Origin of the sequence: Pseudomonas sp. A-B-19 (genome assembly GCF_019947515.1) — a bacterium.
Classification (GTDB): Bacteria; Pseudomonadota; Gammaproteobacteria; order Pseudomonadales; family Pseudomonadaceae; genus Aquipseudomonas.
In genome coordinates this window covers 62,718-84,883 of the sequence record NZ_JAGYGN010000006.1, presented here as the reverse complement: position 1 = coordinate 84,883, position 22,166 = coordinate 62,718, and the positions used below count along the sequence as shown (strand labels likewise).

At 60.5% G+C, this 22,166-nt stretch carries 20 protein-coding genes and 1 pseudogene; 6 read left to right on the top strand and 15 right to left on the bottom strand.

From position 1 onward, the window contains the following. Window positions 1-370 precede the first annotated feature (370 nt). The gene (locus KGA81_RS08785) at window positions 371-1,129 is read left to right on the top strand and encodes a hypothetical protein (protein WP_223545494.1); all 759 of its coding nucleotides are present in this window, start codon (window positions 371-373) and stop codon (window positions 1,127-1,129) included. A 243-nt stretch (window positions 1,130-1,372) separates the two neighbouring features. Here the strand turns inward: KGA81_RS08785 and KGA81_RS30185 are convergent, their stop codons facing one another. From KGA81_RS30185 to KGA81_RS08770, 4 genes and pseudogenes are all read right to left on the bottom strand, one after another. Then, window positions 1,373-2,236, bottom strand: a complete 864-nt coding sequence (locus KGA81_RS30185) for a methyl-accepting chemotaxis protein (protein ID WP_411736549.1) — start codon at window positions 2,234-2,236, stop codon at window positions 1,373-1,375. After that, window positions 2,234-2,458 (bottom strand): annotated as a pseudogene (locus KGA81_RS30180) (HAMP domain-containing protein); the annotation flags it as partial. The pseudogene KGA81_RS30180 and the gene KGA81_RS30185, both read right to left, overlap by 3 nt. 996 nt (window positions 2,459-3,454) lie before the next feature. After that, window positions 3,455-4,831 (bottom strand): PLP-dependent aminotransferase family protein, encoded by a 1,377-nt coding sequence (locus KGA81_RS08775; RefSeq protein WP_223545492.1) that lies wholly within the window; start codon window positions 4,829-4,831, stop codon window positions 3,455-3,457. A 192-nt stretch (window positions 4,832-5,023) separates the two neighbouring features. Next, window positions 5,024-5,785 carry an SDR family oxidoreductase gene (locus KGA81_RS08770; protein WP_223545491.1) on the bottom strand — a complete coding sequence of 254 codons (762 nt, stop codon included), beginning with the start codon at window positions 5,783-5,785 and terminating at the stop codon, window positions 5,024-5,026. A gap of 236 nt (window positions 5,786-6,021) precedes the next feature. Between KGA81_RS08770 and KGA81_RS08765 the strand changes: the two genes are divergently transcribed. After that, window positions 6,022-7,026, top strand: a complete 1,005-nt coding sequence (locus KGA81_RS08765) for an NADP-dependent oxidoreductase (protein WP_223545490.1) — start codon at window positions 6,022-6,024, stop codon at window positions 7,024-7,026. 139 nt (window positions 7,027-7,165) lie between these two features. On the opposite strand, the gene pyrF is transcribed toward KGA81_RS08765, so the two are convergent. The 11 genes from pyrF to KGA81_RS08710 all read right to left on the bottom strand — a co-directional run bounded on the left by pyrF (window position 7,166) and on the right by KGA81_RS08710 (window position 16,710). Continuing rightward, the gene (gene pyrF / locus KGA81_RS08760; RefSeq protein WP_177413210.1) at window positions 7,166-7,864 is read right to left on the bottom strand and encodes an orotidine-5'-phosphate decarboxylase; all 699 of its coding nucleotides are present in this window, start codon (window positions 7,862-7,864) and stop codon (window positions 7,166-7,168) included. A gap of 260 nt (window positions 7,865-8,124) precedes the next feature. Then, complete coding sequence (locus tag KGA81_RS08755; RefSeq protein WP_223545489.1) at window positions 8,125-9,180, bottom strand: AI-2E family transporter; 1,056 nt, start codon at window positions 9,178-9,180, stop codon at window positions 8,125-8,127. A 69-nt stretch (window positions 9,181-9,249) separates the two neighbouring features. Beyond that, entirely contained in the window at window positions 9,250-10,056 is an 807-nt protein-coding gene (locus tag KGA81_RS08750) for a DUF4892 domain-containing protein (protein ID WP_223545488.1), read from the bottom strand. A gap of 8 nt (window positions 10,057-10,064) precedes the next feature. Beyond that, window positions 10,065-10,724, bottom strand: coding sequence for a glutathione S-transferase family protein (locus KGA81_RS08745; RefSeq protein WP_223545487.1), 660 nt, complete (start codon window positions 10,722-10,724; stop codon window positions 10,065-10,067). 50 nt (window positions 10,725-10,774) lie between these two features. Next, the gene (locus tag KGA81_RS08740) at window positions 10,775-11,629 is read right to left on the bottom strand and encodes an alpha/beta hydrolase (RefSeq protein WP_223545486.1); all 855 of its coding nucleotides are present in this window, start codon (window positions 11,627-11,629) and stop codon (window positions 10,775-10,777) included. Beyond that, window positions 11,626-12,432 (bottom strand): alpha/beta fold hydrolase, encoded by an 807-nt coding sequence (locus KGA81_RS08735; protein ID WP_223545485.1) that lies wholly within the window; start codon window positions 12,430-12,432, stop codon window positions 11,626-11,628. Before KGA81_RS08735 ends, KGA81_RS08740 begins: the two co-directional genes overlap by 4 nt. A gap of 113 nt (window positions 12,433-12,545) precedes the next feature. Then, window positions 12,546-12,989, bottom strand: coding sequence for a hotdog fold thioesterase (locus KGA81_RS08730; RefSeq protein WP_223545484.1), 444 nt, complete (start codon window positions 12,987-12,989; stop codon window positions 12,546-12,548). A 32-nt stretch (window positions 12,990-13,021) separates the two neighbouring features. After that, entirely contained in the window at window positions 13,022-14,689 is a 1,668-nt protein-coding gene (locus tag KGA81_RS08725) for an AMP-binding protein (protein ID WP_223545483.1), read from the bottom strand. Window positions 14,690-14,853: 164 nt separating this feature from the next. Further along, a complete protein-coding gene (gene sixA / locus KGA81_RS08720; protein ID WP_223545482.1) occupies window positions 14,854-15,309 on the bottom strand; it encodes a phosphohistidine phosphatase SixA in 456 nt (151 codons plus the stop codon). Further along, entirely contained in the window at window positions 15,306-15,653 is a 348-nt protein-coding gene (locus KGA81_RS08715) for a DUF4389 domain-containing protein (RefSeq protein WP_223545481.1), read from the bottom strand. The genes sixA and KGA81_RS08715 overlap by 4 nt, the downstream gene beginning before the upstream one ends. A 31-nt stretch (window positions 15,654-15,684) precedes the next feature. Then, window positions 15,685-16,710, bottom strand: coding sequence for an NAD(P)H-dependent glycerol-3-phosphate dehydrogenase (locus tag KGA81_RS08710; protein WP_223545480.1), 1,026 nt, complete (start codon window positions 16,708-16,710; stop codon window positions 15,685-15,687). Between the two features lie 292 nt (window positions 16,711-17,002). Here KGA81_RS08710 and KGA81_RS08705 point away from each other — a divergent pair, with 292 nt between their 5' ends. The 4 genes from KGA81_RS08705 (at window position 17,003) to fabB (ending at window position 21,828) form a co-directional block, all read left to right on the top strand. Then, entirely contained in the window at window positions 17,003-17,935 is a 933-nt protein-coding gene (locus tag KGA81_RS08705; RefSeq protein WP_223545479.1) for an ABC transporter substrate-binding protein, read from the top strand. Next, window positions 17,932-19,833 (top strand): ATP-binding protein, encoded by a 1,902-nt coding sequence (locus tag KGA81_RS08700; RefSeq protein ID WP_223545478.1) that lies wholly within the window; start codon window positions 17,932-17,934, stop codon window positions 19,831-19,833. Before KGA81_RS08705 ends, KGA81_RS08700 begins: the two co-directional genes overlap by 4 nt. Before the next feature lie 247 nt (window positions 19,834-20,080). After that, the gene (gene fabA / locus KGA81_RS08695; RefSeq protein WP_223545477.1) at window positions 20,081-20,596 is read left to right on the top strand and encodes a 3-hydroxyacyl-[acyl-carrier-protein] dehydratase FabA; all 516 of its coding nucleotides are present in this window, start codon (window positions 20,081-20,083) and stop codon (window positions 20,594-20,596) included. Window positions 20,597-20,607: 11 nt separating this feature from the next. Continuing rightward, window positions 20,608-21,828, top strand: coding sequence for a beta-ketoacyl-ACP synthase I (fabB, locus tag KGA81_RS08690; RefSeq protein ID WP_223545476.1), 1,221 nt, complete (start codon window positions 20,608-20,610; stop codon window positions 21,826-21,828). Window positions 21,829-22,166 lie beyond the last annotated feature (338 nt).

The window sequence follows — 22,166 nt, the reverse complement described above, 5'->3', positions numbered from 1 at the left end:
CACTCCCTGCTTCGTTTCGCTGTGTGCTTTACGCTGCAAGTGGCGCGCATTCTATGGATGGATTGAGAGGTCGTCAACCCCCTGATATAAATTTATTTAAATCAATGACTTCACCCTGCTTTCGGGAGCCGTTGCGGTTTTCCGCTGCCCGACGTTTGACGCTTGTATTCCGGCACCCGCCAAGACGTTATAGTCCAGCCAATGATGGCAATTTGTATATCGAGTGCCATCATTCATAAAAACGAGGCTGCGGCCGATATAAGCACAAGCATGTCCGATCCAACCCGTCGTGCGGGCCTGGGCGCTCAAATGCCAAGCCATCCGACTCGCATGCGTAACCTATAAAGAGGTCTTACCGGTGACGCCACTCATGATCACCCTGCTCGTCGTAGTCGGGATCGCACTGTTGATCGCCATTGGTTACATGAACCATGTGCTGGAAAACAACAAGCTGGAAAAGGCCCGTACCAAGATTGAACTCAATGATCGTCTGCGTCGCTGCGGCGAAATCACCGAGACGTTCCCCGGCCAGCTGATGACCCCGGCACTCAAGCTGTTGTTGGCCCGCCTGGAACTGAACGTCTGCCAGCGCTTGCTCAACCAGGAAAAATCCAGCGCCAACCTCAAGGCACGGATCGTCGAGCTGGAAGCCCTGGTCGGCCAGGGTGAGTCCATCCCGGTCAACAATCCGCCGGCACCGATCCAGACCGAAGCCAAGGCCAAGGATGTACGCTTCCTGCTCGAAGCCCTGCACGGCCAGATCACCCGCGCGACACAGGACGGCTACCTGGCCGCCAACGAGGCCAAGCGCTGGATTCGTGAAGTGCGCCACATCCTGGTGCTGCTGCACATCGAGTTCTTCAACAACCTCGGCCAGCACTCCCTGCAACAGAACCAGCCCGGGCAGGCTCGCCTGGCGTTTGAGCGCGGCGTGCAATACCTGCGCAAACAGCAGGAGCCACAGGTCTACGCCGAGCAACTGGAATACCTGGAAAAGCTTCTGGCCCGCGCCAATGACCAGGTCATGGATCGCATTGCGCCGGTTGAAGGCGAAGTCAACCAGTTGACCGAAGGCTTAAAAGACGTCGAGGCCGACGCGGACTGGAAAAAGAAAGCGATCTACGACTGATCAGCGAAAACACAAAGCCACCGAGAGGTGTAATGCTGCTCACTAAAGGACAAAAACTATACCTGTGGCGAGGGAGCTTGCTCCCGCTGGGGCGCGAAGCGGCCCCAAAAATGGGACTGCTGCGCAGTCCAGCGGGAGCAAGCTCCCTCGCCACAGGTTAGTTATTGCTCTCTCTATAGCTCTTGAATGAAATGAACAGCATTAACCGAGATGTGGCTGTTTTGGGCCAGGCCGATGATCATTTCAAAGCCTGAAATGCCCCACCATGCCCTTCAGTTCAACCCCCAGCTGCGCCAATTGAATACTGGACGCTGCATTGCCCTGCATGGCCAGCGATGACTGGTCGGCACTGGCGCGAATACTGGTGACACTGCGGTTGATCTCTTCGGCCACCGAGCTCTGCTCCTCGGCTGCCGCGGCAATCTGCTGGTTCATCTGCTGGATCAAGGATACCGCCGCGGCAATACTGCCCAGCGCACTCTCGGTCTGCAATGCGTCACTGACCGCCAGCTTCACCAACTCGCCACTGCTCTGGATCTGCTGCACCGACGACTGCGCCGCCGAGCGCAAAGCGCTGACCAGGCGTTCGATTTCCTCGGTCGATTGCTGGGTTCGCTTGGCCAACGCGCGCACTTCGTCGGCCACCACCGCAAAACCCCTGCCCTGCTCGCCGGCCCGCGCGGCCTCGATCGCCGCGTTCAATGCCAGCAGATTGGTCTGCTCCGCAACACTCTTGATCACACTCAACACCGTGCCGATATTGTGGATTTGCGCACTCAGGCTTTCGATGCTCGAACTGGCGGAAGTGGCCGAGTCCGCCAACTGCTCGATCCGTGCCATGCTCTGGCGCACCACCTGCTGGCCACTTTCAACCTTGCCGTCCGCTGTTTGCGCGGCCAACGCGGCTTCTTCCGCATTGCGCGCGACATCATGCACCGTGGCGGTCATCTGATTCATTGCAGTGGCGACCTGCTCGGTTTCTTCCTTCTGCGAACTGACCTCAAGGTTGGTCTGTTCAGTCACCGTCGACAGTGACTGGGCGGACGTCGCCAACTGTTCGATACCCGACTGCAAGCCGCTGACGATATGGCTGAGCCCCGCGCCCATTTGCTGCATTGCCTGCATCAACTGGCCGATTTCGTCACGGCGGGTCACGTCGATGGTCGCGCTCAAATCCCCCGAGGCAATCTGCTGCGCCACATGAATCACACTGCGCAGCGGCGCCACGATCAAGCGGGTGATGAACCACGCGGCAACCAGCCCAACCAGCAAGGCCAGGGCGGAAGAGCCAATGATCAGCAGCGAGTTCTTTTTCAGTTCAGCCTGCATCGCCTGGTCTTGCGCGACATAAGCCTGATCCACGCGCTCCACCACTTGGGCTGCGCGCTGGTGCAATTGCTGATAGACGGTTTTTTCCTGTTCCAGCAGGTCGGTGTACTCGGCGAGCTTGTCACTGAAACTGGCGATATGCCCCATCACCTCATTGAGGACGGTCTGGTAACCCTCATCCTTGACCGTGGTCTTGAGCTGCTCGGCCTGAGTCAATGCCTGGCTGGCCTGTTCGATCTTGCCCTGCCCGGCGCTGCCGTCGCCCTTGCGGCTTTGATCCAGACGCACGCGCGCTTCATTCATGGCTTGCAGCATCAAGCGTGAAACCTGGCTGACCTGGCTGGCCTGCTCGATGAATTGCGCACCGTCCTTGCCTTCGGAATCCTTCAGGGCATAGGCGCCGTCATCGGCGAGCCCGGACTGCAATACATCAAGATTATTGGCCACGCTGGACACCGACCAACTGGCCATTTCCAGCGCCAGGTCCTTGGCCTGGGTGAGCGAGACAAATTCGTCGAAGGCCTTGCGATAGGCGCCCAGGGACTGCTCGACATCATTCATCACCGGCACGTTGGCCGCAGACGCGGCCTTGAGCTGGCCGGCCAGGGCGATCAGGCCATCGACGCCCTCGTGCAGGGCGTCGGCGGTTTTCGGATTGCCGTGCAAGGCGTATTCCTGCTCCAGCAGCCGCACCTTGAGCAAACCGCTGTTGAGCGATGACATTTGCTTGAGCCCGTCGAAGCGCTGGCTGATGGTTTGCAGGGACCACACGCCAATGCCCGCCACCAGCGCAGTCAACAACAGCACCAGGACAAACCCGATACCCAGTTTTTTTGCCATACCGAGGTTGGCAAAACGTCCTTGCACGGCCGAATTCATTGCTCTTAGTCCCCTGCCAAAGTCTGTAGACGCAGATTCGCAACGGGCCAGTAGCAACACAAGGCTCTGGCGCCTCAATAATGGCAAAAAGCTACATCAACGTCGTTTTCAGAACGCTCAAGGTCGATCCCGGGCAGTGGCCTGAAAGAGCGCACGGGCACGCGGGTCGCAGGCATAGGCCACGTTGATACGCTGCCAGTCACTGGCCTCGCCCGAGGGGGTGAAAGCGGTCTTCGATGACAGCAGTACACCCAGGCGCCCTGCCTGGGTCCGCACCTGATCGTAGTCGGAGATTTGTGATCGAGCCCAGATGAACAGGCCTCCCGCCGGTTTGCCGAAAACCTCCCATTCGGCATCTTCAAGCAACTGCAACACCGCCAGCCGGTTGCTGTTCAAGCGTTGGCGCTGACGCTGCACCAGTTTGCCGTAGGCACCGTTAGCCAACAGGCACGCCAGCACCGACTCGCAAAATCGTGACGCGCCCATGCCAGTGATCATCTTGACCTCGGCCAGGCGCGTAATGACTTCGGAACCGGCCACCACGAAACCGACCCGCAAGGAACTGCTGAGTGTCTTGGAATAGCTGCCCACGTAAATCACGTCGTCGTCCAGGGCAGCCAGTCGCGTACCGGAACCACTGTGCAAATCCGCATAAACGTCGTCTTCGATCACCTGCACGCCAAAGGCCCTGGCCAGCTGCAGCACGCGGCGCGCCACCGCCGGTGCAAGGCTGCTGCCGGTCGGGTTGTGATAGAAGCTATTGATGACCAGCCCCTGAGGCCGGTGTTTGACCAGCACCGATTCGAGCACATCCACGTCCAGTCCTCGCGGTGTTCGCGGCACCCCGACCATGTGGATGCCGTGCAGCCTGAGCAGATCGAACAGCACCGGATAACCCGGACTTTCCACGACCACACAGTCACCGGCCTTGAACAGTGTCCGCACAATCAGATCGAGCCCCTGACTGGCACCCGTCGTGGTCATGATCCGGTTGTCCTGCCCCCGGATGCCCAGCTGCCTGAGGCGTCTGAGTATCTGTTGGCGCAAGGCAGGCAATCCCAGCGGCGTGCTGTAGTTGAACAGGCTAGCCGTATCGGTACGACTGACTTGCCGAATCGCGTAACTCAGATCGTCGGTCTCGCGCCAGCTTTCAGGCAGCCCGCCACAGCCCAGCCTCAACTCACTCGACCAGGCCCCGTGTTCGGGCTCCGCCCCGTCGAACCACGCAGGCTCGTGCCTGGCAACCGTAGCCAATGCCGGGTCGGCAACCCTATAGCCGGCCCCATGACCGGACACCAGCACTCCCTGCGTCACCAGGCGTTCGCAGGCCTGCGAGACGCTTGACTGACTGAGCAAATTGATCTGCGCAATCTGTCGCACCGAAGGCAGGCGCGCACCGGGCGATACCCCGCTGGAACGAAGCCAGCAGGTCAGCGCGTCAACAATTTGCTGTACGACAGGCACCAGCGCCTGTCGGTCGATCCTCAATTCCATGAGCAAGCAAACTCCTGTTGATCTTGCGAGCAGCAGTTAATCACAGGAGTGCCCGAATACATGTGCGACAACGCCGCCAAAACCCGTTGCTTTAATCATTTGAAACACATTGCCTGATCCCGTTGCACCTCCATAAAACCAGCCATCTCAGCTCCCACAGATTGAACTTTTCCTTGGTAGAGATGCATTGCTTTAAAAGGCAGTAACGCCACCATCCACTGCCAATGAGTGACCCGTAGTAAACGCCGCGCCATCGCTGCACAGGTACAGCACCGCGCTGGCGATTTCTTCGACTTTGCCGATGCGACCGACCGGATGCATGGCGTTGGCGAACTCGCCTTTTTTCGGGTCGGCTTCATAAGCGCGACGGAACATATCCGTGTCGATCACCGCCGGGCACACCGCGTTGACCCGGATCTTTTTCTTGGCGTACTCGATGGCCGCCGACTTGGTCAAGCCGATCACCGCATGCTTGGAGGCGGCGTAGATGCTCATTTTCGGCGCGGCCCCGAGGCCGGCCACCGATGCCGTATTGACGATCGCACCGCCCCCTTGCGCCAGCAGCAGCGGCAATTGGTATTTCATGCACAACCAGACGCCTTTGACGTTGACGCCCATGATCGCGTCAAACTCGTCGAGCGTACCTTCGGCCAGCTTGCCTTTCTCGATTTCGATGCCGGCATTGTTGAAGGCATAGTCGAGGCGACCGTAAGTATTGATCACCTCCTCCATCAGATTTTTTACATCGCTTTCCAGGGTAACGTTGCAGCGCACGAAGGTCGCCTCGCCACCGGCTGTACGAATCAGCGCCACCGTGCCCTCGCCGCCCGCCACGTCCAGATCGGCCACCACGACCTTCAGGCCCTCGGTAGCAAATGCCTGGGCGGTCGCGCGGCCGATACCGGCCGCCCCGCCTGTTACCACAACCACCTGGCCGGAAAACGTCATGCTCATTGTTATGTCCTCGAAGAGAAGAAAGCGGGGAATCGCGCAGGACCAATCTAGCCACGGAGGTCTTGAACACGGCAGCACTATCAAGGCTCCGGTTGGGTGCCCATGAGTTGCAGTGATGGTACGTTCGTACCAACTATCACCACACTGTATCAACCTGCATTCGCCACATCAGCCGGACTTGCGGCATCGTCGCTGACCGGCTATCAACAAAGCTTCATTCATCTTGAGTGCCCGCCATGACCTCCCAGACCAATCGCCAATTCCTGCTTGCCAAACGTCCGGTTGGCGCGGCGACCCGCGAAACATTCACTTATCAGCAAGTGCCGGTCGGCGAACCGACGGCGGGTCAGATCCTGGTTCAAAACCAATACCTGTCCCTGGACCCGGCCATGCGTGGCTGGATGAATGAGGGCAAGTCCTACATCCCGCCGGTCGGGATCGGCGAAGTCATGCGCGCCTTGGGTGTGGGCCAAGTCATTGCCTCGAACAACCCGGGGTTCGCGGTCGGGGATTACGTCAATGGCGCCCTGGGCGTTCAGGATTTCTTCCTCGGCGAGCCGCGAGGCTTCTACAAGGTCGATCCGAAACTGGCACCTCTGCCACGTTACTTGTCGGCACTGGGCATGACCGGGATGACGGCGTACTTCGCCCTGCTCGACGTCGGCGCCCCGAAGGCCGGTGACACCGTGGTGCTGTCGGGTGCGGCCGGCGCCGTGGGCAGCATCGCCGGGCAGATCGCCAGGATCAAAGGCTGCCGGGTGGTGGGCATCGCCGGCGGCGCGGACAAGTGCAAGTTCCTGATCGATGAACTGGGTTTCGATGGGGCTATCGACTACAAGAGCGAAGACGTCCTTGCCGGCCTCAAGCGCGAGTGCCCGAAAGGCGTCGACGTATATTTCGATAACGTCGGTGGCGACATCCTCGACGCGGTGTTGAGCCGCCTGAACATGAAGGCGCGGGTGGTGATTTGCGGTGCCATCAGCCAGTACAACAACAAGGAGGCGGTCAAGGGCCCGGCTAATTACCTGTCACTGCTGGTCAACCGCGCGCGCATGGAAGGTTTTGTGGTGATGGACTACGCCGCCCGGTACGCCAGCGCCGCCCAGGAAATGGCCGGCTGGATGGCCAAGGGGCAGCTCAAGAGCAAGGAAGATATCGTCGAAGGACTGGAGACCTTCCCGGAGACGCTGATGAAATTGTTCAACGGCGAGAATTTCGGGAAGTTGGTGTTGAAGGTTTGACCGAATGTAGGAGCGAGCTTGCTCCGGGCGGCGTTCCGACGAAGAACGCAATGACACCGCGTTTATCCATGATATGCGCGCTATCGTTGACGACCATCGCGAGCAAGCTCGCTCCTACAGTGGGTTCTGCGGTGTCTGATCAGGCCAGTTCGGCCACGACCGAAGCCAGTGCCTTGGCCGGATCCGCCGCCTGGCTGATCGGACGACCGATCACCAGATAGTCGGAACCGGCATCCAGCGCCTGGCGTGGCGTCAGAATACGGCGCTGATCGTCCTGGGCGCTGCCCGCCGGGCGAATCCCCGGGGTCACCAGCTGCAGCGACGGATGCGCCGTTTTCAGCGCGTGGGCTTCCAGGGCCGAGCACACCAGCCCGTCCATCCCGGCTTTTTCCGCCAGGGCGGCCAGGCGCAGAACCTGCTCTTGCGGCTCGATGTCCAGACCGATACCCGCCAGATCTTCACGCTCCATGCTGGTCAACACGGTCACGCCGATCAGCAGCGGTTTCGGACCGCTGCGCTGATCCAGCACTTCACGGCACGCGGCCATCATGCGCAGACCGCCGGAGCAATGCACGTTGACCATCCACACGCCCATCTCCGCAGCCGCCTTGACGGCCATCGCGGTGGTGTTCGGGATGTCGTGGAACTTGAGGTCCAGGAACACTTCGAAACCCTTGTCGCGCAGGGTGCCGACGATTTCCGAGGCGCAGCTGGTGAACAGTTCCTTGCCGACTTTGACCCGGCACAGTTTCGGGTCCAACTGATCGGCCAGCTTCAGTGCGGCGTCACGGGTAGGGAAATCCAGGGCGACGATGATAGGAGTCTGGCAGGCGGACATGAGTGGGCTCTCAGGCAAGTCGAAATCGGCGCGCATTGTAGCGGAACCAGCGCCGCTGCGGGACCCGATGATCGGTAAATCGTCGCGACGGCTCCGGCAAGACTAGCCCTCGAGGCGAATGTGTTGAGCTCGCCGCATTCACGACACGCCCGCAACACCGGGCCCGCTACCCTCGGCAACCGCAACATGCGCCTGATCCCTCAGGGCGGGCTTGCTCCCGGCGGCGTTCCGACCAAGAGGCCCTGAGCAGAATACAAATTTCAGGGCTGGCGATCTTCAACCCGTGCCTGGGTCTTGCTCCAGTCGATCAGCAGGCTGTAGGCCACGGCCAGCAACGTCGGGCCAATGAACAGGCCGATAAAGCCAAAGGCAATCAACCCGCCAAACACCCCAAGCAACACAATGACCAGCGGCAGGTTACCGCCACGGCTGATCAGGTACGGCTTGAGCACGTTGTCGACACCGCTGATGACGAATGTGCCCCAGATGCCGAGGAATATGGCCAGCCCGTACTCGCCTTTCCAGGCCAGCCACGCGGTTGCCGGAATCCATACCAGCGGCGGGCCCATCGGGATCAGGCTGAGCATGAACGTCACGATGCCGAGCACCAACGCACCCGGTACGCCTGCAATCAGGAACCCGATCAGCGCCAGGATCGCCTGGGCCGCCGCGGTGCCGATCACACCGTTCACCACCCGCTGTACCGTGCCCGCCACCAGTTCAATGTAGTAGCCGGCCCGTTGACCGATCAGCCGCTCCAGCAACGTGTGGACAAACGCCGCCAGGCGCGGCCCGTCACGATAGAAAAAGAATACGAAGACGATGCTCAGGGTCAGCTCGAGAATACCGCCGCCGATCTGTGCGCTGCGCGCCAGCAACCAGTTGCCCACCTGCCCCAGATAAGGCTTGAGCGACACCATCATCGCCGCGCCCTGCTCATCGATGCTGTTCCAGATCCCGACCAGCCGCTCGCCCACCAGGGGAATCGAACCCAGCCACACCGGTGCTTCGGGTAGCCCTTCGACCTGCGCATCCTTGATGAATGCCGTGGCATCGCGCACATGATCGGCAAGGTTGAAACCCAGCCACACCAGCGGTGCCGCTACCAGCACCATCCACCCCAGCGTCAACAAGGCCGCCGCCAGAGACTCGCGGCCATTGAGCCAATGGGTCAACAAACGCATCAGCGGCCAACTGGCAAATGCCAGGACCGCGCCCCAGAACATCGCCGACCAGAACGGCGCCATCACCCAGAAACTCGCGCCGAACAACACCACGAGCAGGATCTGCACCAACAGGCGATCGTTATTGATCATCAAAAGTCTCGACAAAGTCAGTCAGCAAAAGAGTAGGCGACCGCTGCGTGCACGCTCGCCCGGTACAGCCTAGCGCAATAGCTCGATGTGCAGGCCAGAGCCTTCGGCACTGCCGGTTTCCATTCGCGCGGCACGCACGCCCTGGGCAATCAGGGCCTGACGCCAGGCTTCGGCGTTCGCTCCGGAAATACTGACCCGCAAAGTGGTGTCCAGATTCAGTCCGCGAGAAATCAGGCGTAGCCAGATCTCGTCAGGCGTGCTGTTCAACATGGGAAAATCGAGCTCACCGGTGCTCTTGAGTTCACGCAGCAAGGTCGCGGAGGTCGGCAACAGCTCGCCCAGCGGTGCCGAAGCTTCGAACTGTTCGACATGCAGGTAGGCTTTGCGATTACCGCGGGTGATGCTGTACAGCGCGACGAGCGTGTTGTCCCGTGGAGCGGCAAGTCGCAGCAGCAAATAGGCTTGTTGATCGTCGGCGCCGTACAGCTTGGCGTTGCCGAAGACTTGATTGGCCCAGAGGCTGCTTTCGCCGCAATCGCGCGCCTGGCACCAGAAGAGCAACCCGGCGCCCTGCTGTTGCAAGGCCTCGCGGGCAGCGGTGAACGCCTCGATGGATGAATGCTCCGATGGCAACTCGTAGGTCACCGAAGTGACGTTGCCGCGGGCACTGACCTGACCGTCGTAACGTAACTGGCCACTGATTTTACGAATCGAACCCAACGGGTAGATCCGCTCCAGTTCGGCGGCGGGGCGATAATCGACAATCTGCGCGTCGACCATGCGCGGCACTATCGGCAGGTCCTGACTGCCCGGAACATCGGCGGCGAACGACAAGGGACTGAAACTGCACAGCACCAGTAAACTGAATGAACGCATGGATAGATTCATCGGATCAGCATGGCCTGGGCGCCCTTGACGACACTGGCTTCATCGGCGCGTGGCGGTACCTGCAGACCACGCTGCACCGCCGGCCGGGCCTCCAGGGTGGCCATCCAGCGTTGCAACGCCGTCAAGCCCTCCACCGAGACGCCCGACCACTCGTAGCCGCGCACCCAGGGAAAGGTGGCGATGTCGGCAATGCTGTACTCGCCGGCGAGGAACTCCACGCTTTGCAAGCGCGTGTCGAGCACTTCGTAGAGGCGACGGGTTTCATGCTGATAACGGTCGATGGCGCCCTGGAGTTTTTCCGGGAAGTAGCGGAAGAACACGTTGGCCTGGCCCTGCATCGGGCCGATGCCCCCCATCTGGAACATCAGCCACTGCAATACCAGCGAACGTCCCTTCGGGTCGCTCGGCATCAGTTTGCCGGTCTGTTCAGCGAGGTAAATCAGGATGGCGCCGGATTCGAACACGGCGAAATCGCCGTTGGCGCGATCGACAATCGCCGGAATCCGGCCATTGGGGTTGATCTTGAGGAAGTCCGCGGACTTCTGTTCCTTCTTGTCGAAACTCAGGGCATGCACCGTGTAGGGCAGGCCGAGCTCCTCGAGCACGATAGAGACCTTGTGGCCATTCGGGGTCGCAGCGGTGTAGAGATCTATCATGGTTGTCTCCCATTTCAACCCGCCAAGCCTCGACAGTTGCCCGGCGCAAGTCAAGGAATGGCGAAGAACCGATTGAAACAGTCTGCGACAAGCTCGGCACCGGACTCGTCATTCAGGTGCAAATGGTGGCCACCCGGCAGCTGTTCCCGGCTAAAGGGTAGACGCTCCAGCAATTCAGGATGTTTGGCGAGCATGCCGTCGGCGGCTACCACCAGTGTTGCAGGACATTTGACGCGCTGGACGAAGGCCATGGCCTGTTCGGTGGTAAGACGCAGCGGCGACGGCAGCGTAAGACGATTGTCGGTGCGCCAGGTGTAACCGCCCGGCACCGGCATCAGGCCACGCTGCGCCAGCAGTTCGGCGGCTTCGCGGCTGACCGCCACCAAGCCCTTCATGCGCGCTTCGATGGCTCGGTCCAGGGTGTCGTAGACCGGTTTGCGCTTTTCCCGCAGATCCAGTTGCGCTTGCAGGGCCATGCCCATTCGCTCGGCAGCGTTTTCACCTTTGTCTGTAGGAGGAATGATGCCGTCGATCAACGCCAGGTGGGTGACTCGCTCGGGCATCGACCCAGCGATGATCAGCGAAGCAATGGCGCCCATCGAATGCCCCATCAGCGCAAATTTGCTCAGGCCAAGCTGTTCGGCGACCTGCAGCACATCGTGGGCGTAGTCCCACATGGCGTAACCGGCTCCCGGCGGGCGATGTCCGGAATGACCGTGACCGGCCATGTCCAGGGCGATGATGCGCAGGCCTTTGAGTTTGGGCGCCAGACGGGCAAAGCTGTTGGCGTTGTCCAGCCAGCCATGCAAGGCAATGACCGGCAACCCGTCTTCAGGACCGAACAGGTGCGCCGCCAGTTCGATGTGCGGCAGGCTCAAGCGGACCTCTTCAACGACGTGGCTCATGCGCAATCCTGTTGTCGACGGCCGTCCCAGCGGTAGAACAGGCCTTTGAGCATTTCAGCGGTATCAAGGGGACGTTCGAGCGGAAACATGTGACCGCCGGGCATGGTCAACGACTCGCCCAACGGCAGGCGGTCGACGTTACTTGCGTGATGGCGCATCACTACACGGCTGTTGTGCCCGCGAACCACCGCCAGCGGCACTTGCAACCGCCGGGTGCTGCCCGGGCTGGTGTGCGGCACGCCGCGATAGATGCTGATTTCCGTGGCTGGGTCGAACCGCAAGCGCAGTATGTCATCGACCTGGTGCAAGCCATGTTGCAGGTAGGCATCGAAGCATTCCGGGTCGAAGCCGCGAAACAGGGTTTTACCGGCGAAGTACTTGCGCGCGCTTTCAAGGTCGGCGAATTCCTCGCGACGACCGAGGGTCCGCCCGGCCGGCGTCAAGCGGTCGATGAAACCGAAGCGTTTGGCCGCCCGGATGACCCATCGATCGGCTCGGGTCAGCACTGGCGAGTCGAGCATCACCACCCCGCGATACAACTCAGGGCAGCGCAAGGCCGCATGCAGGTGCAACACGCCACCGAAGGAGTGGCCGACGCCCCACACGGGCCCGGCCTGTTGTTGCAGGTGATGGATCAGCTCATCCACCAGGTTGTACCAGTTGTCGTCCGCCGGGAAACGCGGGTCGTGGGCGTGCTGCTCCAGATGCGTCACCTGAAACTCGGGGGCCAGCGCCGCAAACAACTTGCCGTAGGTCCCCGAAGGAAAACCATTGGCGTGGGCGAAAAAGATCTGTTGCGACATACCTGCAAATCCATGAGCGAGACCAGGCATTGATTGTCCGCAAGAGCGCGTCCTGCGGCAATGACCGTAACTGACAGGAATGATGACAGTCCGGTCAAAGCCATGGCTTTGGTTCAACGTGCCGGCGGATTCTCACCCAACGGCACCACCGCCATGGTCAGCCGCGACACGCAACTGGCCTTGCCCTCATCACTGGTCAGCCGAATGTCCCAGACATGGGTCGTACGGCCGATGTGGATCGGTTTGGCCACCGCCGTCACCCGCCCGCTGCGCAGGCCGCGCAGATGGTTGGCGTTTATTTCCAGGCCCACGCAATAGAACTTGCTGGCATCGATGCACAGGTAACTGGCCATGGAGCCGACCGACTCGGCCAGCACCACCGAGGCACCGCCGTGCAGCAAACCGTATGGCTGGTGAGTGCGATGGTCAATGACCATGCTGGCCGTCAGGGACTCATCGTCAAAGGCCTCGAAACGGATGTCCAGCACTTCACCGATGGTGTTTTTCTGGATAGCGTTCAACTGCTCGATGTTGGGAGTGGTGCGCCACAGGCTCATCGCAGAGTTTCCTTGTTGGTTCTGTTCATGGATCAATCCTGCCACAGCACCGCTTCGCTGCGCTCGCTCCATTCTTCAAAGCGCTCACCGTAAGCCGCTTCGATCACATTGCGCTTGATCTTCAGGGTCGGGGTGAGAAAGCCGTTTTCCACGGCCCAACTGTCCTTGACCACCACCAGGCGCCGCAGCCGTTCATGTTTGTCGAGGGACGCATTGACCTCTTCCAGCAGTTTTTCCAGGCTCGAATGCAAGCCGGCGCGCGCAGCCCCGCCGGCATCCTGCTGGCCGACCGCCGACAACACGCACAAGCCCAACGGTGCCCCCAAGCCATCGCCCACCACGCAGACCTGTTCGATGCGCGAGTGCACGGCCAGACGATTTTCAATCGGCGCCGGGGCCACGTATTTGCCTTTGCTGGTCTTGAAGATTTCCTTCAGGCGTCCGGTCAGGCGCAGATTGCCTTCGGCGTCCTCCTCGCCCTTGTCGCCGGTGCGCAGGAAGCCGTCCCCGGTAATGGTATCGGCGGTTTTTTCCGGTTCCTTGTAATAGCCGAGCATGGTCGCGCCACTGCGCACCATGACCTCCCCCGTCTCGGCGATCCGCACTTCGACTTCCGGGCACGGTTTGCCGATCCAGCCCGGCTTGTTCTGGCCCGGCACGCCGATGTGCGAATAGCCGCAACTCTCGGTCATGCCGTAGACCTCCAGCACATCCAGCCCCAGTTTGCGATACCACTGCAACAAGGTCTGCGGCACCGGAGCTGCGCCGGACAACGCGATGCGCAACGCGTCCAGCCCCAACCCGGCGAGGACTTTATGCCCGACCCGCTTGCCGATGATCGGCAGGCCGAGCAGGAAGTCGAGGCGTTTTGCCGGGATCTTGCCGTACACGCCCATCTGGAATTTGGTCCAGATGCGCGGCACGCCAAACAGTGCGGTCGGGCGCGCACGTTTCAGATCGGTGAGAAAGGTGTCCAGGCTCTCGGCGAAAAATACCGTTTGGCCGGTGTAAATCGATGCCAACTCGACGAACATCCGTTCGGCAACGTGGCACAGCGGCAGGTAGGACAACAGCCGGTCCGACTCGTCAAGGCCGAACAACGCAGTGCCGCGTGTGGTGGCAAATCCCAGATTGCCGAAGCTGTGCATCACGCCCTTGGGCATGCCAGTGGTGCCGGATGTGTAGATGATGGTCGCCAGTTGATCGGCGTCAGGCTTGGGATTGTCCTGGATTGGCGAGTTGCGTTGCAGGTCGTCCCAACTGAAATCAAAGTCGCCGGGGGGATGCAGGGGCAGGCTGATGGTCGGCAGATCGGGGCTGACGCCACGGGACATGCCTGGCCAGTCGTCGAGCTTGCCAATGAACGCCAGCTGCGCTTGCGAGTGTTCGAGTACCTGGGCAACGGTCTCGGCGGTGAGATTGGGGTACAACGGCACCGACACATGCCCGGCCATCCAGATCGCCAGGTCGGCGATGATCCAGTGCGCACAGTTCTTCGAGATCAGGGCGATATGGCTGCCCTGCGGCAGTTCCCGCGCGCGCAACCAATGGGCCGCGCAACGGGCCTGATGAGCGACGTCCGCCCAGGTCAAGGTCTCGACCTGGCCACCTGCGACAGGCTGGACCAGAAAGCGCTGGCGGGGATGGCGGGCCTCACGCTCGTAGAAAACATCCAGCGGCAAACGAAAGGCAGCAGACATGACTTGCTCCTGTTTTTGGGTCTGGAGCAAGCGTAGTCAACCAAGCAAATGCTTGGTTGACTATTTAACAGAAAAACAAAATCAAAAGATCGCAGCCTGCGGCAGCTCCTACATGGAAATGGCATCCATCCTGTAGGAGCTGCCGCAGGCTGCGATCTTTGCTTTTATGGGTGCTCGATGCTGACGAGCTTCATCGACCCGATCAGCAACTCGTCGCCATTGAGTTCGGCCAATCCGGCGGTGCCGACTCTTTCCGGCGGATACCCGGCGCCATGTTGCAGGTAACTCAATAAATTCCCCACCAGCGGGTTGTGGCTGACCAAAAGGACATTGCTGACCGACACCAACTGCTCAGCCACTTTGTCCGGGTCGGTGTCCGGGGTCAGCCATTCGACGGTGCGGATTTCCGGTTCGAATCCCAGTGCTTCGCGCACCAGTTGCGCCGTCTGCTGCGCTCGCAGGTAAGGACTGGCATAGATCGCCGTCAGCGGTTGGCCCATCAGTAAAGCGGCGCTGTGCAGCACCTCTTCACGACCGTGGTCTGTCAGTTCCCGCTCCGAATCGTGGGGACGGGAGCCGTGCGGCACGGCTTCACCATGACGCATTACCCAGAGTTTCATAGCTTGGGTTCCTCATCTCGGGCCGAATGCGGTGCCGGTGCCACGACATGCGGCGCTTCACCTTCCGGCGTACGCGGCGTCGGCCAATCGGCGAACGGCCAGGGCTTCTGGTCGCTGTGAAAGCTGCCGAAACGACCGATCTGCGCCAGAAACTGGCTCAGGCTGTCGCCGAAATTCATCAAGCTGGCGTTCGGGGCGCCATAGATCAAACGATAGATCAACTGCACCAGCACGACGGCGCCGAGGATGAACTGCGCCACTTGCCACACCAGCACGAACACCAACATCCACAACACACGCAGCAGGATGGACTCGTATTTGGCTTCTACTTTTGGATCGTTCATGCGCAACTCCCTGCTTTTCTGGCAAGCGTGATTAGTTGAAATCACTGGTGGAAATAAAATCGACGTCGGTTTTCGGCTCTCCACGCATCAGCAGACCGATGACCTGTTCCAGCGTGCGCCCCTCGAACAGGATCGCGTGCAGCCCGGCGACCAGCGGCATGTACACGCCAACCTCCTGGGCTTTGGCCTTGAGCACTTTAAGGGTGTTGACCCCTTCGGCGACTTCGCCCAGGCGTGTAACGGCCTCGTCCAGGCTCAGGCCCTGGCCGAGGGCAAAGCCGACCTGATAGTTGCGGCTCTTGGGCGATGAACAGGTCACGATCAGATCGCCCACGCCCGCAAGTCCCAGGAAGGTCATCGGATTGGCACCCTGATTCACCGCAAAACGGGTCATTTCCGCCAATGCCCGGGTGATCAGCATGCTCTTGGTATTTTCCCCCATGCCCAGCGCCACCGCCATGCCGGCGATGATCGCGTAAACGTTTTTCAACGCCCCGCCCAGCTCCACACCGAATCGGTCGGCGCTGGCGTAAACACGAAAGGTGCGGCCATGCAGCGCGGCCTGAACCTGCTGGCAGAGTTCTTCGTCTTCACTGGCGACCACCGTGGCGGTCAGTGCGTGTTCGGCGATTTCACGGGCAAGGTTAGGTCCGGACAGGACGCCGATGCGGGCCTGCGGAGCGATCTCTTCGAGGATCTCGCTCATCAGTTTGAATGTGTGGGCTTCGATGCCTTTGGTCAGGCTCACCAGTAATTTGCCGGTCAGCCGTTCGGCGTATGGCACCAGCACCGAGCGCAGCGCGCTGGAGGGCAATGCGACAAAACACAGGTCACAGGCGTCCAGGGTGGCTTGCAGGTCGGTGACCGGCGTGACGCCGGGCAGAATCTTGATGCCTTTGAGGTAACGCGGGTTTTCGCGATTGACCCGCATGGCCTCGGCCTGTTCGGGATCACGCATCCACTGAAGGACCTGAAGCCCATTTTCGGCCAGCAGATTAGCCACGGCGGTTCCAAAACTTCCGCCTCCCAGGACCGCAATCGGGCGCTGCTCAGTCATATGCAATCCGTTAATCCATATCTGTGGCAATGTCGGCATTATACGGGGCAGCCCATCGGCGGCCAGCCCCGACATCAAATACCGGCAGTTGTGGGAAGAAGACCAATAAAACCGAGGAAAATGCGGACATCGCGAATGGAAAAGTCATTCGGCTCGGTTAACATGCGCGCGATCAATCACTGACTGGGATGTGTTGTGTCTCCGGGTGCTCCTTCTTCGCGTTCGCCCCTGGTACTGGCGCTGATTTTCAGCTCGCCGGGGCTGGCGCTCGTCGTGGAGCCGGAACTTTAATATGTCGTATTGCCCGGCCTGGAAAACGCCGTCCCTGCGCCGGCTGCTGGCGGTGCTTTGTCTATTGTTCAGCAGCTTGTTCGGTAGCCTGCCGGGCAACGCGGCGGACATTGTGCTCACGGGTGCCGAAGACACCCCCGGTGTGCGGGCGTTTACCCAGGCCCTGAGCGAGTTGCGACCGAACGATAACGTACGCTTCCAGACACTGGCGAGTTTGCCCGTTCCTGACAGGCTGCCGGAAAACATCCGCCTGATACTGCTCGACCTGCCCAGCCTCGACTGGCGCCTGCAGGGCACCCGGGGGCCGGCGACACTGGTGTTGCGCATCAGCCGCCTGCAAGCCCGGCAACGCTTGAACAACACGCTGCCGGCACACCTTTCCCTGCTATGGCGCGATCCGCCACTGGACCGCCAGTTACGCTTGACCCGCACCCTGTTGCCCGACGCCAAACGCATCGGCGTGCTCTACGACAAGCACAGTGAATTTCTGTTGAATGAGCTGCGTAATGCCGCCCTCCCCTTGGGCCTGGAGGTGGTCACCCAGCGCTGGGACAACATTCACGACAGTCGTCCGTTACAGGCCCTGCTCAATAACAGCGACGTGTTGCTGGGCCTGGACGATGCCGACCTGTACAACCCGCAAACCGCAAAGAACCTGCTGCTGAGCAGCTACTCACGGCAAATGGCGCTGATCGGACCCAACGCAGGTTTCGTCAAGGCCGCAAGCCTGGCCAGCACCTACAGCGATCAGAGCGACTGGCTGGCGATCCTCGACGACTTGCTCGACCGGCCACCGGCCACCTGGCCGCGCACGCTCTATCCCCATCGATTCAAGGTCGCGAGCAATCCACAGGTGGCGCGTTCATTGGGTATCGAACAGATAAACGAAGCGTTGGTCGCCACGTTGCTGGCTGAAGGAGAACGCCGTCCATGAACTTGCGCCGTCGCTGGGACATCAACACTCGCACCCAACTCATCAGCCTCGGCCCTGCACTGCTGCTGACCTTGTTGCTGATCAGCTTCTTCACGTTCGTGCGCATCCAGGATCTGCGTCAGGAAATCACCCACACCGGGCAATTGATCGCCAACCAACTGGCCCCGGCCACCGAATACGGAGTGATCTCGGGCAACAGCGAAGTGCTCGAAACCTTGCTCAAGGCGACCCTGGCCACGCCCAACGTGAGCTTTCTGGAAATCCAGGACAGCGCCAACCGGGTTCTGGTGTATGTCGAACAACCGAGCGAACACCACAATCGCGCGCACCAGCTCGAAGTGTTCCAGGCACCGATACGGCTCCAGCAAATCGCGTTGCACAATGATTTTTTCCAGAGCAGCAAGTCCGCCAGCGCGGCCCCCACCGAAGACTATCTCGGCCGGGTGATCGTCGGACTGTCCAATGACGCCTTCAGCCAACGCCAGCAGGGAATCGTGCTCAAGGCCGCCATTCTGGCGCTGTTTGCCCTGCTATTTACCTTCTTCGTGGCCCGGCGTCTGGCGGGCAGCCTGTCGCAACCCATCCGTGATATCGGCAATGCGGTCAAGGCGATCCAGGACGGCGACTACAAAACACCGCTGCCCATTGTCGACGACACCGAGCTGGGGGCGTTGTCGCAACACATCAATAACCTCGCCAGCGGTCTCGAGCAGGCCAGCCGCGAACAGCATCAGGCCATGGCGCAGTTGATCCAGACCCGCGAAGAAGCGGAACAGGCCAACAACGCCAAATCCGACTTCCTCGCCATGATGAGCCATGAACTGCGCACACCGATGAATGGTGTACTGGGCATGCTGCAGTTGCTGGAAACCACTGACATGACCGAGGAGCAGGTGGAGTACGCGGCGCTGGCCTCGGAATCTACCGAGCACTTGCTCAAGGTCATCAACGACATTCTGGATTTCTCGCGGATCGAACGTTCAGAGCTGGAGCTGGAGCACATTGCGTTCAATCTCGTCGAACTGATCGGCAGTTGCGCCCAGTCGTTCCAGCACAGCGCCGCACAACGCGGCCTCGACCTGCAACTGATGGTCCCCGATGACATGCGCGGCTTGCAGGCCAAGGGCGACCCGACGCGTATCCGGCAGATACTGGTCAACCTGATCGGCAATGCGCTGAAGTTCACCGAGCAGGGCCGCATCACCATCGAGGCGCAGTGGCAGTCGCTGGACCACGAGTTGCTGTGGTTCACCTGCAGCGTGCGCGACAGCGGCATCGGCATCCCGGCGCAAAGCCTGGAATTGATGTTCAACGCGTTCCAGCAGGCCGACAGCTCCATTTCAAGGCGCTACGGTGGCACCGGGCTGGGCCTGCCGATTGCCCGTACCCTCGCCGAACGCATGGGCGGCACCTTGCGCGCGCAGAGTGAGGAAGGCCGCGGTTCGGTGTTCACCCTGGAAATTCCCCTGGCACTGCACCAGCAGACGCAGACGCTGTTGCCCCCCCGCGCGCAAAACGGCGACAGCGGCGGCGAAGGGCGCAATGTGCTGTTGGTCGAAGACAACCCGGTCAACCAGACGGTCATCGAAGCCATGTTGCGCAGCCTGGGCTTCAAGGTCAGTCTCGCGGTCGACGGCGCGCAAGCGGTTCGCAGTGCCGAGAGCCTGATTTTCGAAGCGATCCTGATGGATTGCCGCTTGCCGGTCATCGATGGCTATGAAGCCACCCGACAGATCCGCCAATTACCCGGTTGCACCGACCTGCCGATCATCGCGCTGACTGCCAACGCCCTGCAGGGTGACCGCGAAGCCTGTTTGTCGGCGGGGATGAGCGATTACCTGGCCAAGCCGTTCAAACGGGCTGATCTGCAGCAAATTCTGCAGCGATGGGTGCAGTAGTACAGGCCTTTCGAGCATCTGCGACTGGCGTGAAAGGCGAAAGTGCGGCAGTCTTAAGCCCCCGAACAGGCCCGAAAAGGGGCTTGAATAATAATTTCAGTGCACAAGTGTACATTCATGTCCTTGGTGCTGTGACTTTCACCACAACGCAATAGTCTATGAGTAGGCTGCCGGTTCGAGGCATGAACGCGTCGATCGGCCGGGAAGATTTGCCCCACCTGCCGCATGGGACTATTGAGGAGCTCGCATGACCAAACAAAACGCCTTTACCCGGGAAGACCTGCTGCGCTGCAGTCGCGGTGAGCTGTTCGGCCCAGGTAACGCGCAACTGCCCGCCCCGAACATGCTGATGGTTGATCGCATCACCCTGATCAGCGAAGAAGGTGGCAAGTACGGCAAAGGTGAATTGGTCGCCGAGCTGGATATCACTCCGGACCTGTGGTTCTTCGGCTGCCACTTCGAAGGCGATCCGGTGATGCCGGGCTGCCTGGGCCTAGACGCCATGTGGCAACTGGTCGGCTTCTTCCTGGGCTGGCAAGGCCTGCCGGGCCGTGGCCGTGCGCTGGGTTCGGGCGAAGTGAAGTTCTTTGGTCAGGTTCTGCCGACGGCCAAAAAAGTCACCTATAACATTCATATCAAGCGCGTCCTCAAGGGTAAACTGAACCTGGCCATCGCCGACGGTTCGGTCACTGTAGACGGTCGCGAAATCTACACCGCCGAAGGCCTCCGGGTCGGCGTGTTCACCTCCACTGACAACTTCTAAGGGTTATCCGCATGCGCCGCGTCGTTATCACTGGTCTGGGCATCGTTTCTTGCCTGGGCAATGACAAAGAGACCGTCTCCGCTAACCTGCGTGCAAGCCGCCCTGGCATCCGGTTCAACCCGGAATATGCCGAAATGGGTCTGCGTAGCCAGGTTTCCGGCTCCATCGACCTCAACCTTGAAGAACTGATCGATCGCAAGATCTATCGCTTCGTCGGCCACGCGGCAGCTTATGCCTACCTGGCCATGAAAGATGCCATCGCAGATTCCGGTCTGACCGAAGAGCAGGTTTCCAACGTGCGTACCGGCCTGATCGCCGGTTCCGGTGGCGCGTCGACCCTGAACCAGATGGAAGCGCTGGACATCCTGCGCGAGAAAGGCGTCAAGCGCGTCGGCCCGTACCGCGTTACGCGGACCATGGGCAGCACCGTTTCGGCTTGCCTGGCCACCCCGTTCAAGATCAAGGGTGTGAACTACTCGATCTCCTCCGCTTGCGCCACCAGTGCTCACTGCATCGGTAACGCCGTGGAGCAGATCCAGTTGGGCAAACAGGACATCGTCTTCGCCGGCGGCGGTGAAGAAGAACACTGGAGCCAGTCGTTCCTGTTCGACGCCATGGGCGCCCTGTCCAGCAAGCGCAACGACACCCCGGAAAAAGCCTCCCGCGCCTACGACGCCGACCGTGACGGTTTCGTCATCGCCGGCGGTGGCGGCATGGTCGTGGTTGAAGAGCTGGAACACGCTCTGGCCCGCGGCGCGAAGATCTACGCGGAAATCGTCGGCTACGGCGCGACCTCCGACGGCTACGACATGGTTGCCCCGAGCGGCGAAGGCGCGATCCGCTGCATGCAGCAGGCGCTGTCCACCGTCGATACCCCGATCGACTACCTGAACACCCACGGCACCTCGACCCCGGTCGGCGACGTCGCGGAAATGAAAGGCGTGCGTGAAGTGTTCGGCGACAAGGCTCCGGCCATCAGCTCCACCAAGAGCCTGTCGGGTCACTCCCTGGGCGCCGCTGGTGTTCACGAAGCGATCTACTGCCTGCTGATGATGGAAGGCAACTTCATTGCCGGCTCCGCCAACATCGACGAGCTGGACCCTGAAGTGGCCGACCTGCCGGTGCTGACCAAGACCCGCGAAAACGCCACCATCAACACCGTGATGAGCAACAGCTTCGGTTTCGGCGGCACCAACGCCACCCTGGTACTGAAGCGCTGGCAGGGTAAGTAATACCCCCGCCATAACGCCGCACAGGAAAACGCCCCGACTGGTTCGGGGCGTTTTTTTTGCCGTTTTTTTACCTACGTTTGATTTCCGCTTTTGTAGGAGCTGGCTTGCCAGCGAAGGCGTTCTCAAGTACGCCTTCGCTGGCAAGCCAGCTCCTACAGATAAGGGTTCAGCCGGGCTTGCAAACATGAAGCTTTTGTCATGAAACCAAACGCCCTGCGACTGAATGTCGCGGATTCCGAGGGCTGCAGGACTGTTGCCGTTTTTGCAAAAAACCCTTACCAATCTCAGTCATTTACTTAGCAAGCTACCAAACCCTATAACAGAGGCCTGCACATGCC

Coding starts and splice junctions, on each gene's coding strand:
- KGA81_RS08785 (WP_223545494.1), top strand. CDS start 371: ATGATCACCCTGCTCGTCGTAGTCGGGATCGCACTGTTGATCGCCATT.
- KGA81_RS30185 (WP_411736549.1), bottom strand. CDS start 2,236: ATGGGCGCGGGGCTCAGCCATATCGTCAGCGGCTTGCAGTCGGGTATC.
- KGA81_RS08775 (WP_223545492.1), bottom strand. CDS start 4,831: ATGGAATTGAGGATCGACCGACAGGCGCTGGTGCCTGTCGTACAGCAA.
- KGA81_RS08770 (WP_223545491.1), bottom strand. CDS start 5,785: ATGAGCATGACGTTTTCCGGCCAGGTGGTTGTGGTAACAGGCGGGGCG.
- KGA81_RS08765 (WP_223545490.1), top strand. CDS start 6,022: ATGACCTCCCAGACCAATCGCCAATTCCTGCTTGCCAAACGTCCGGTT.
- pyrF (WP_177413210.1), bottom strand. CDS start 7,864: ATGTCCGCCTGCCAGACTCCTATCATCGTCGCCCTGGATTTCCCTACC.
- KGA81_RS08755 (WP_223545489.1), bottom strand. CDS start 9,180: ATGATCAATAACGATCGCCTGTTGGTGCAGATCCTGCTCGTGGTGTTG.
- KGA81_RS08750 (WP_223545488.1), bottom strand. CDS start 10,056: ATGCGTTCATTCAGTTTACTGGTGCTGTGCAGTTTCAGTCCCTTGTCG.
- KGA81_RS08745 (WP_223545487.1), bottom strand. CDS start 10,724: ATGATAGATCTCTACACCGCTGCGACCCCGAATGGCCACAAGGTCTCT.
- KGA81_RS08740 (WP_223545486.1), bottom strand. CDS start 11,629: ATGAGCCACGTCGTTGAAGAGGTCCGCTTGAGCCTGCCGCACATCGAA.
- KGA81_RS08735 (WP_223545485.1), bottom strand. CDS start 12,432: ATGTCGCAACAGATCTTTTTCGCCCACGCCAATGGTTTTCCTTCGGGG.
- KGA81_RS08730 (WP_223545484.1), bottom strand. CDS start 12,989: ATGAGCCTGTGGCGCACCACTCCCAACATCGAGCAGTTGAACGCTATC.
- KGA81_RS08725 (WP_223545483.1), bottom strand. CDS start 14,689: ATGTCTGCTGCCTTTCGTTTGCCGCTGGATGTTTTCTACGAGCGTGAG.
- sixA (WP_223545482.1), bottom strand. CDS start 15,309: ATGAAACTCTGGGTAATGCGTCATGGTGAAGCCGTGCCGCACGGCTCC.
- KGA81_RS08715 (WP_223545481.1), bottom strand. CDS start 15,653: ATGAACGATCCAAAAGTAGAAGCCAAATACGAGTCCATCCTGCTGCGT.
- KGA81_RS08710 (WP_223545480.1), bottom strand. CDS start 16,710: ATGACTGAGCAGCGCCCGATTGCGGTCCTGGGAGGCGGAAGTTTTGGA.
- KGA81_RS08705 (WP_223545479.1), top strand. CDS start 17,003: ATGTCGTATTGCCCGGCCTGGAAAACGCCGTCCCTGCGCCGGCTGCTG.
- KGA81_RS08700 (WP_223545478.1), top strand. CDS start 17,932: ATGAACTTGCGCCGTCGCTGGGACATCAACACTCGCACCCAACTCATC.
- fabA (WP_223545477.1), top strand. CDS start 20,081: ATGACCAAACAAAACGCCTTTACCCGGGAAGACCTGCTGCGCTGCAGT.
- fabB (WP_223545476.1), top strand. CDS start 20,608: ATGCGCCGCGTCGTTATCACTGGTCTGGGCATCGTTTCTTGCCTGGGC.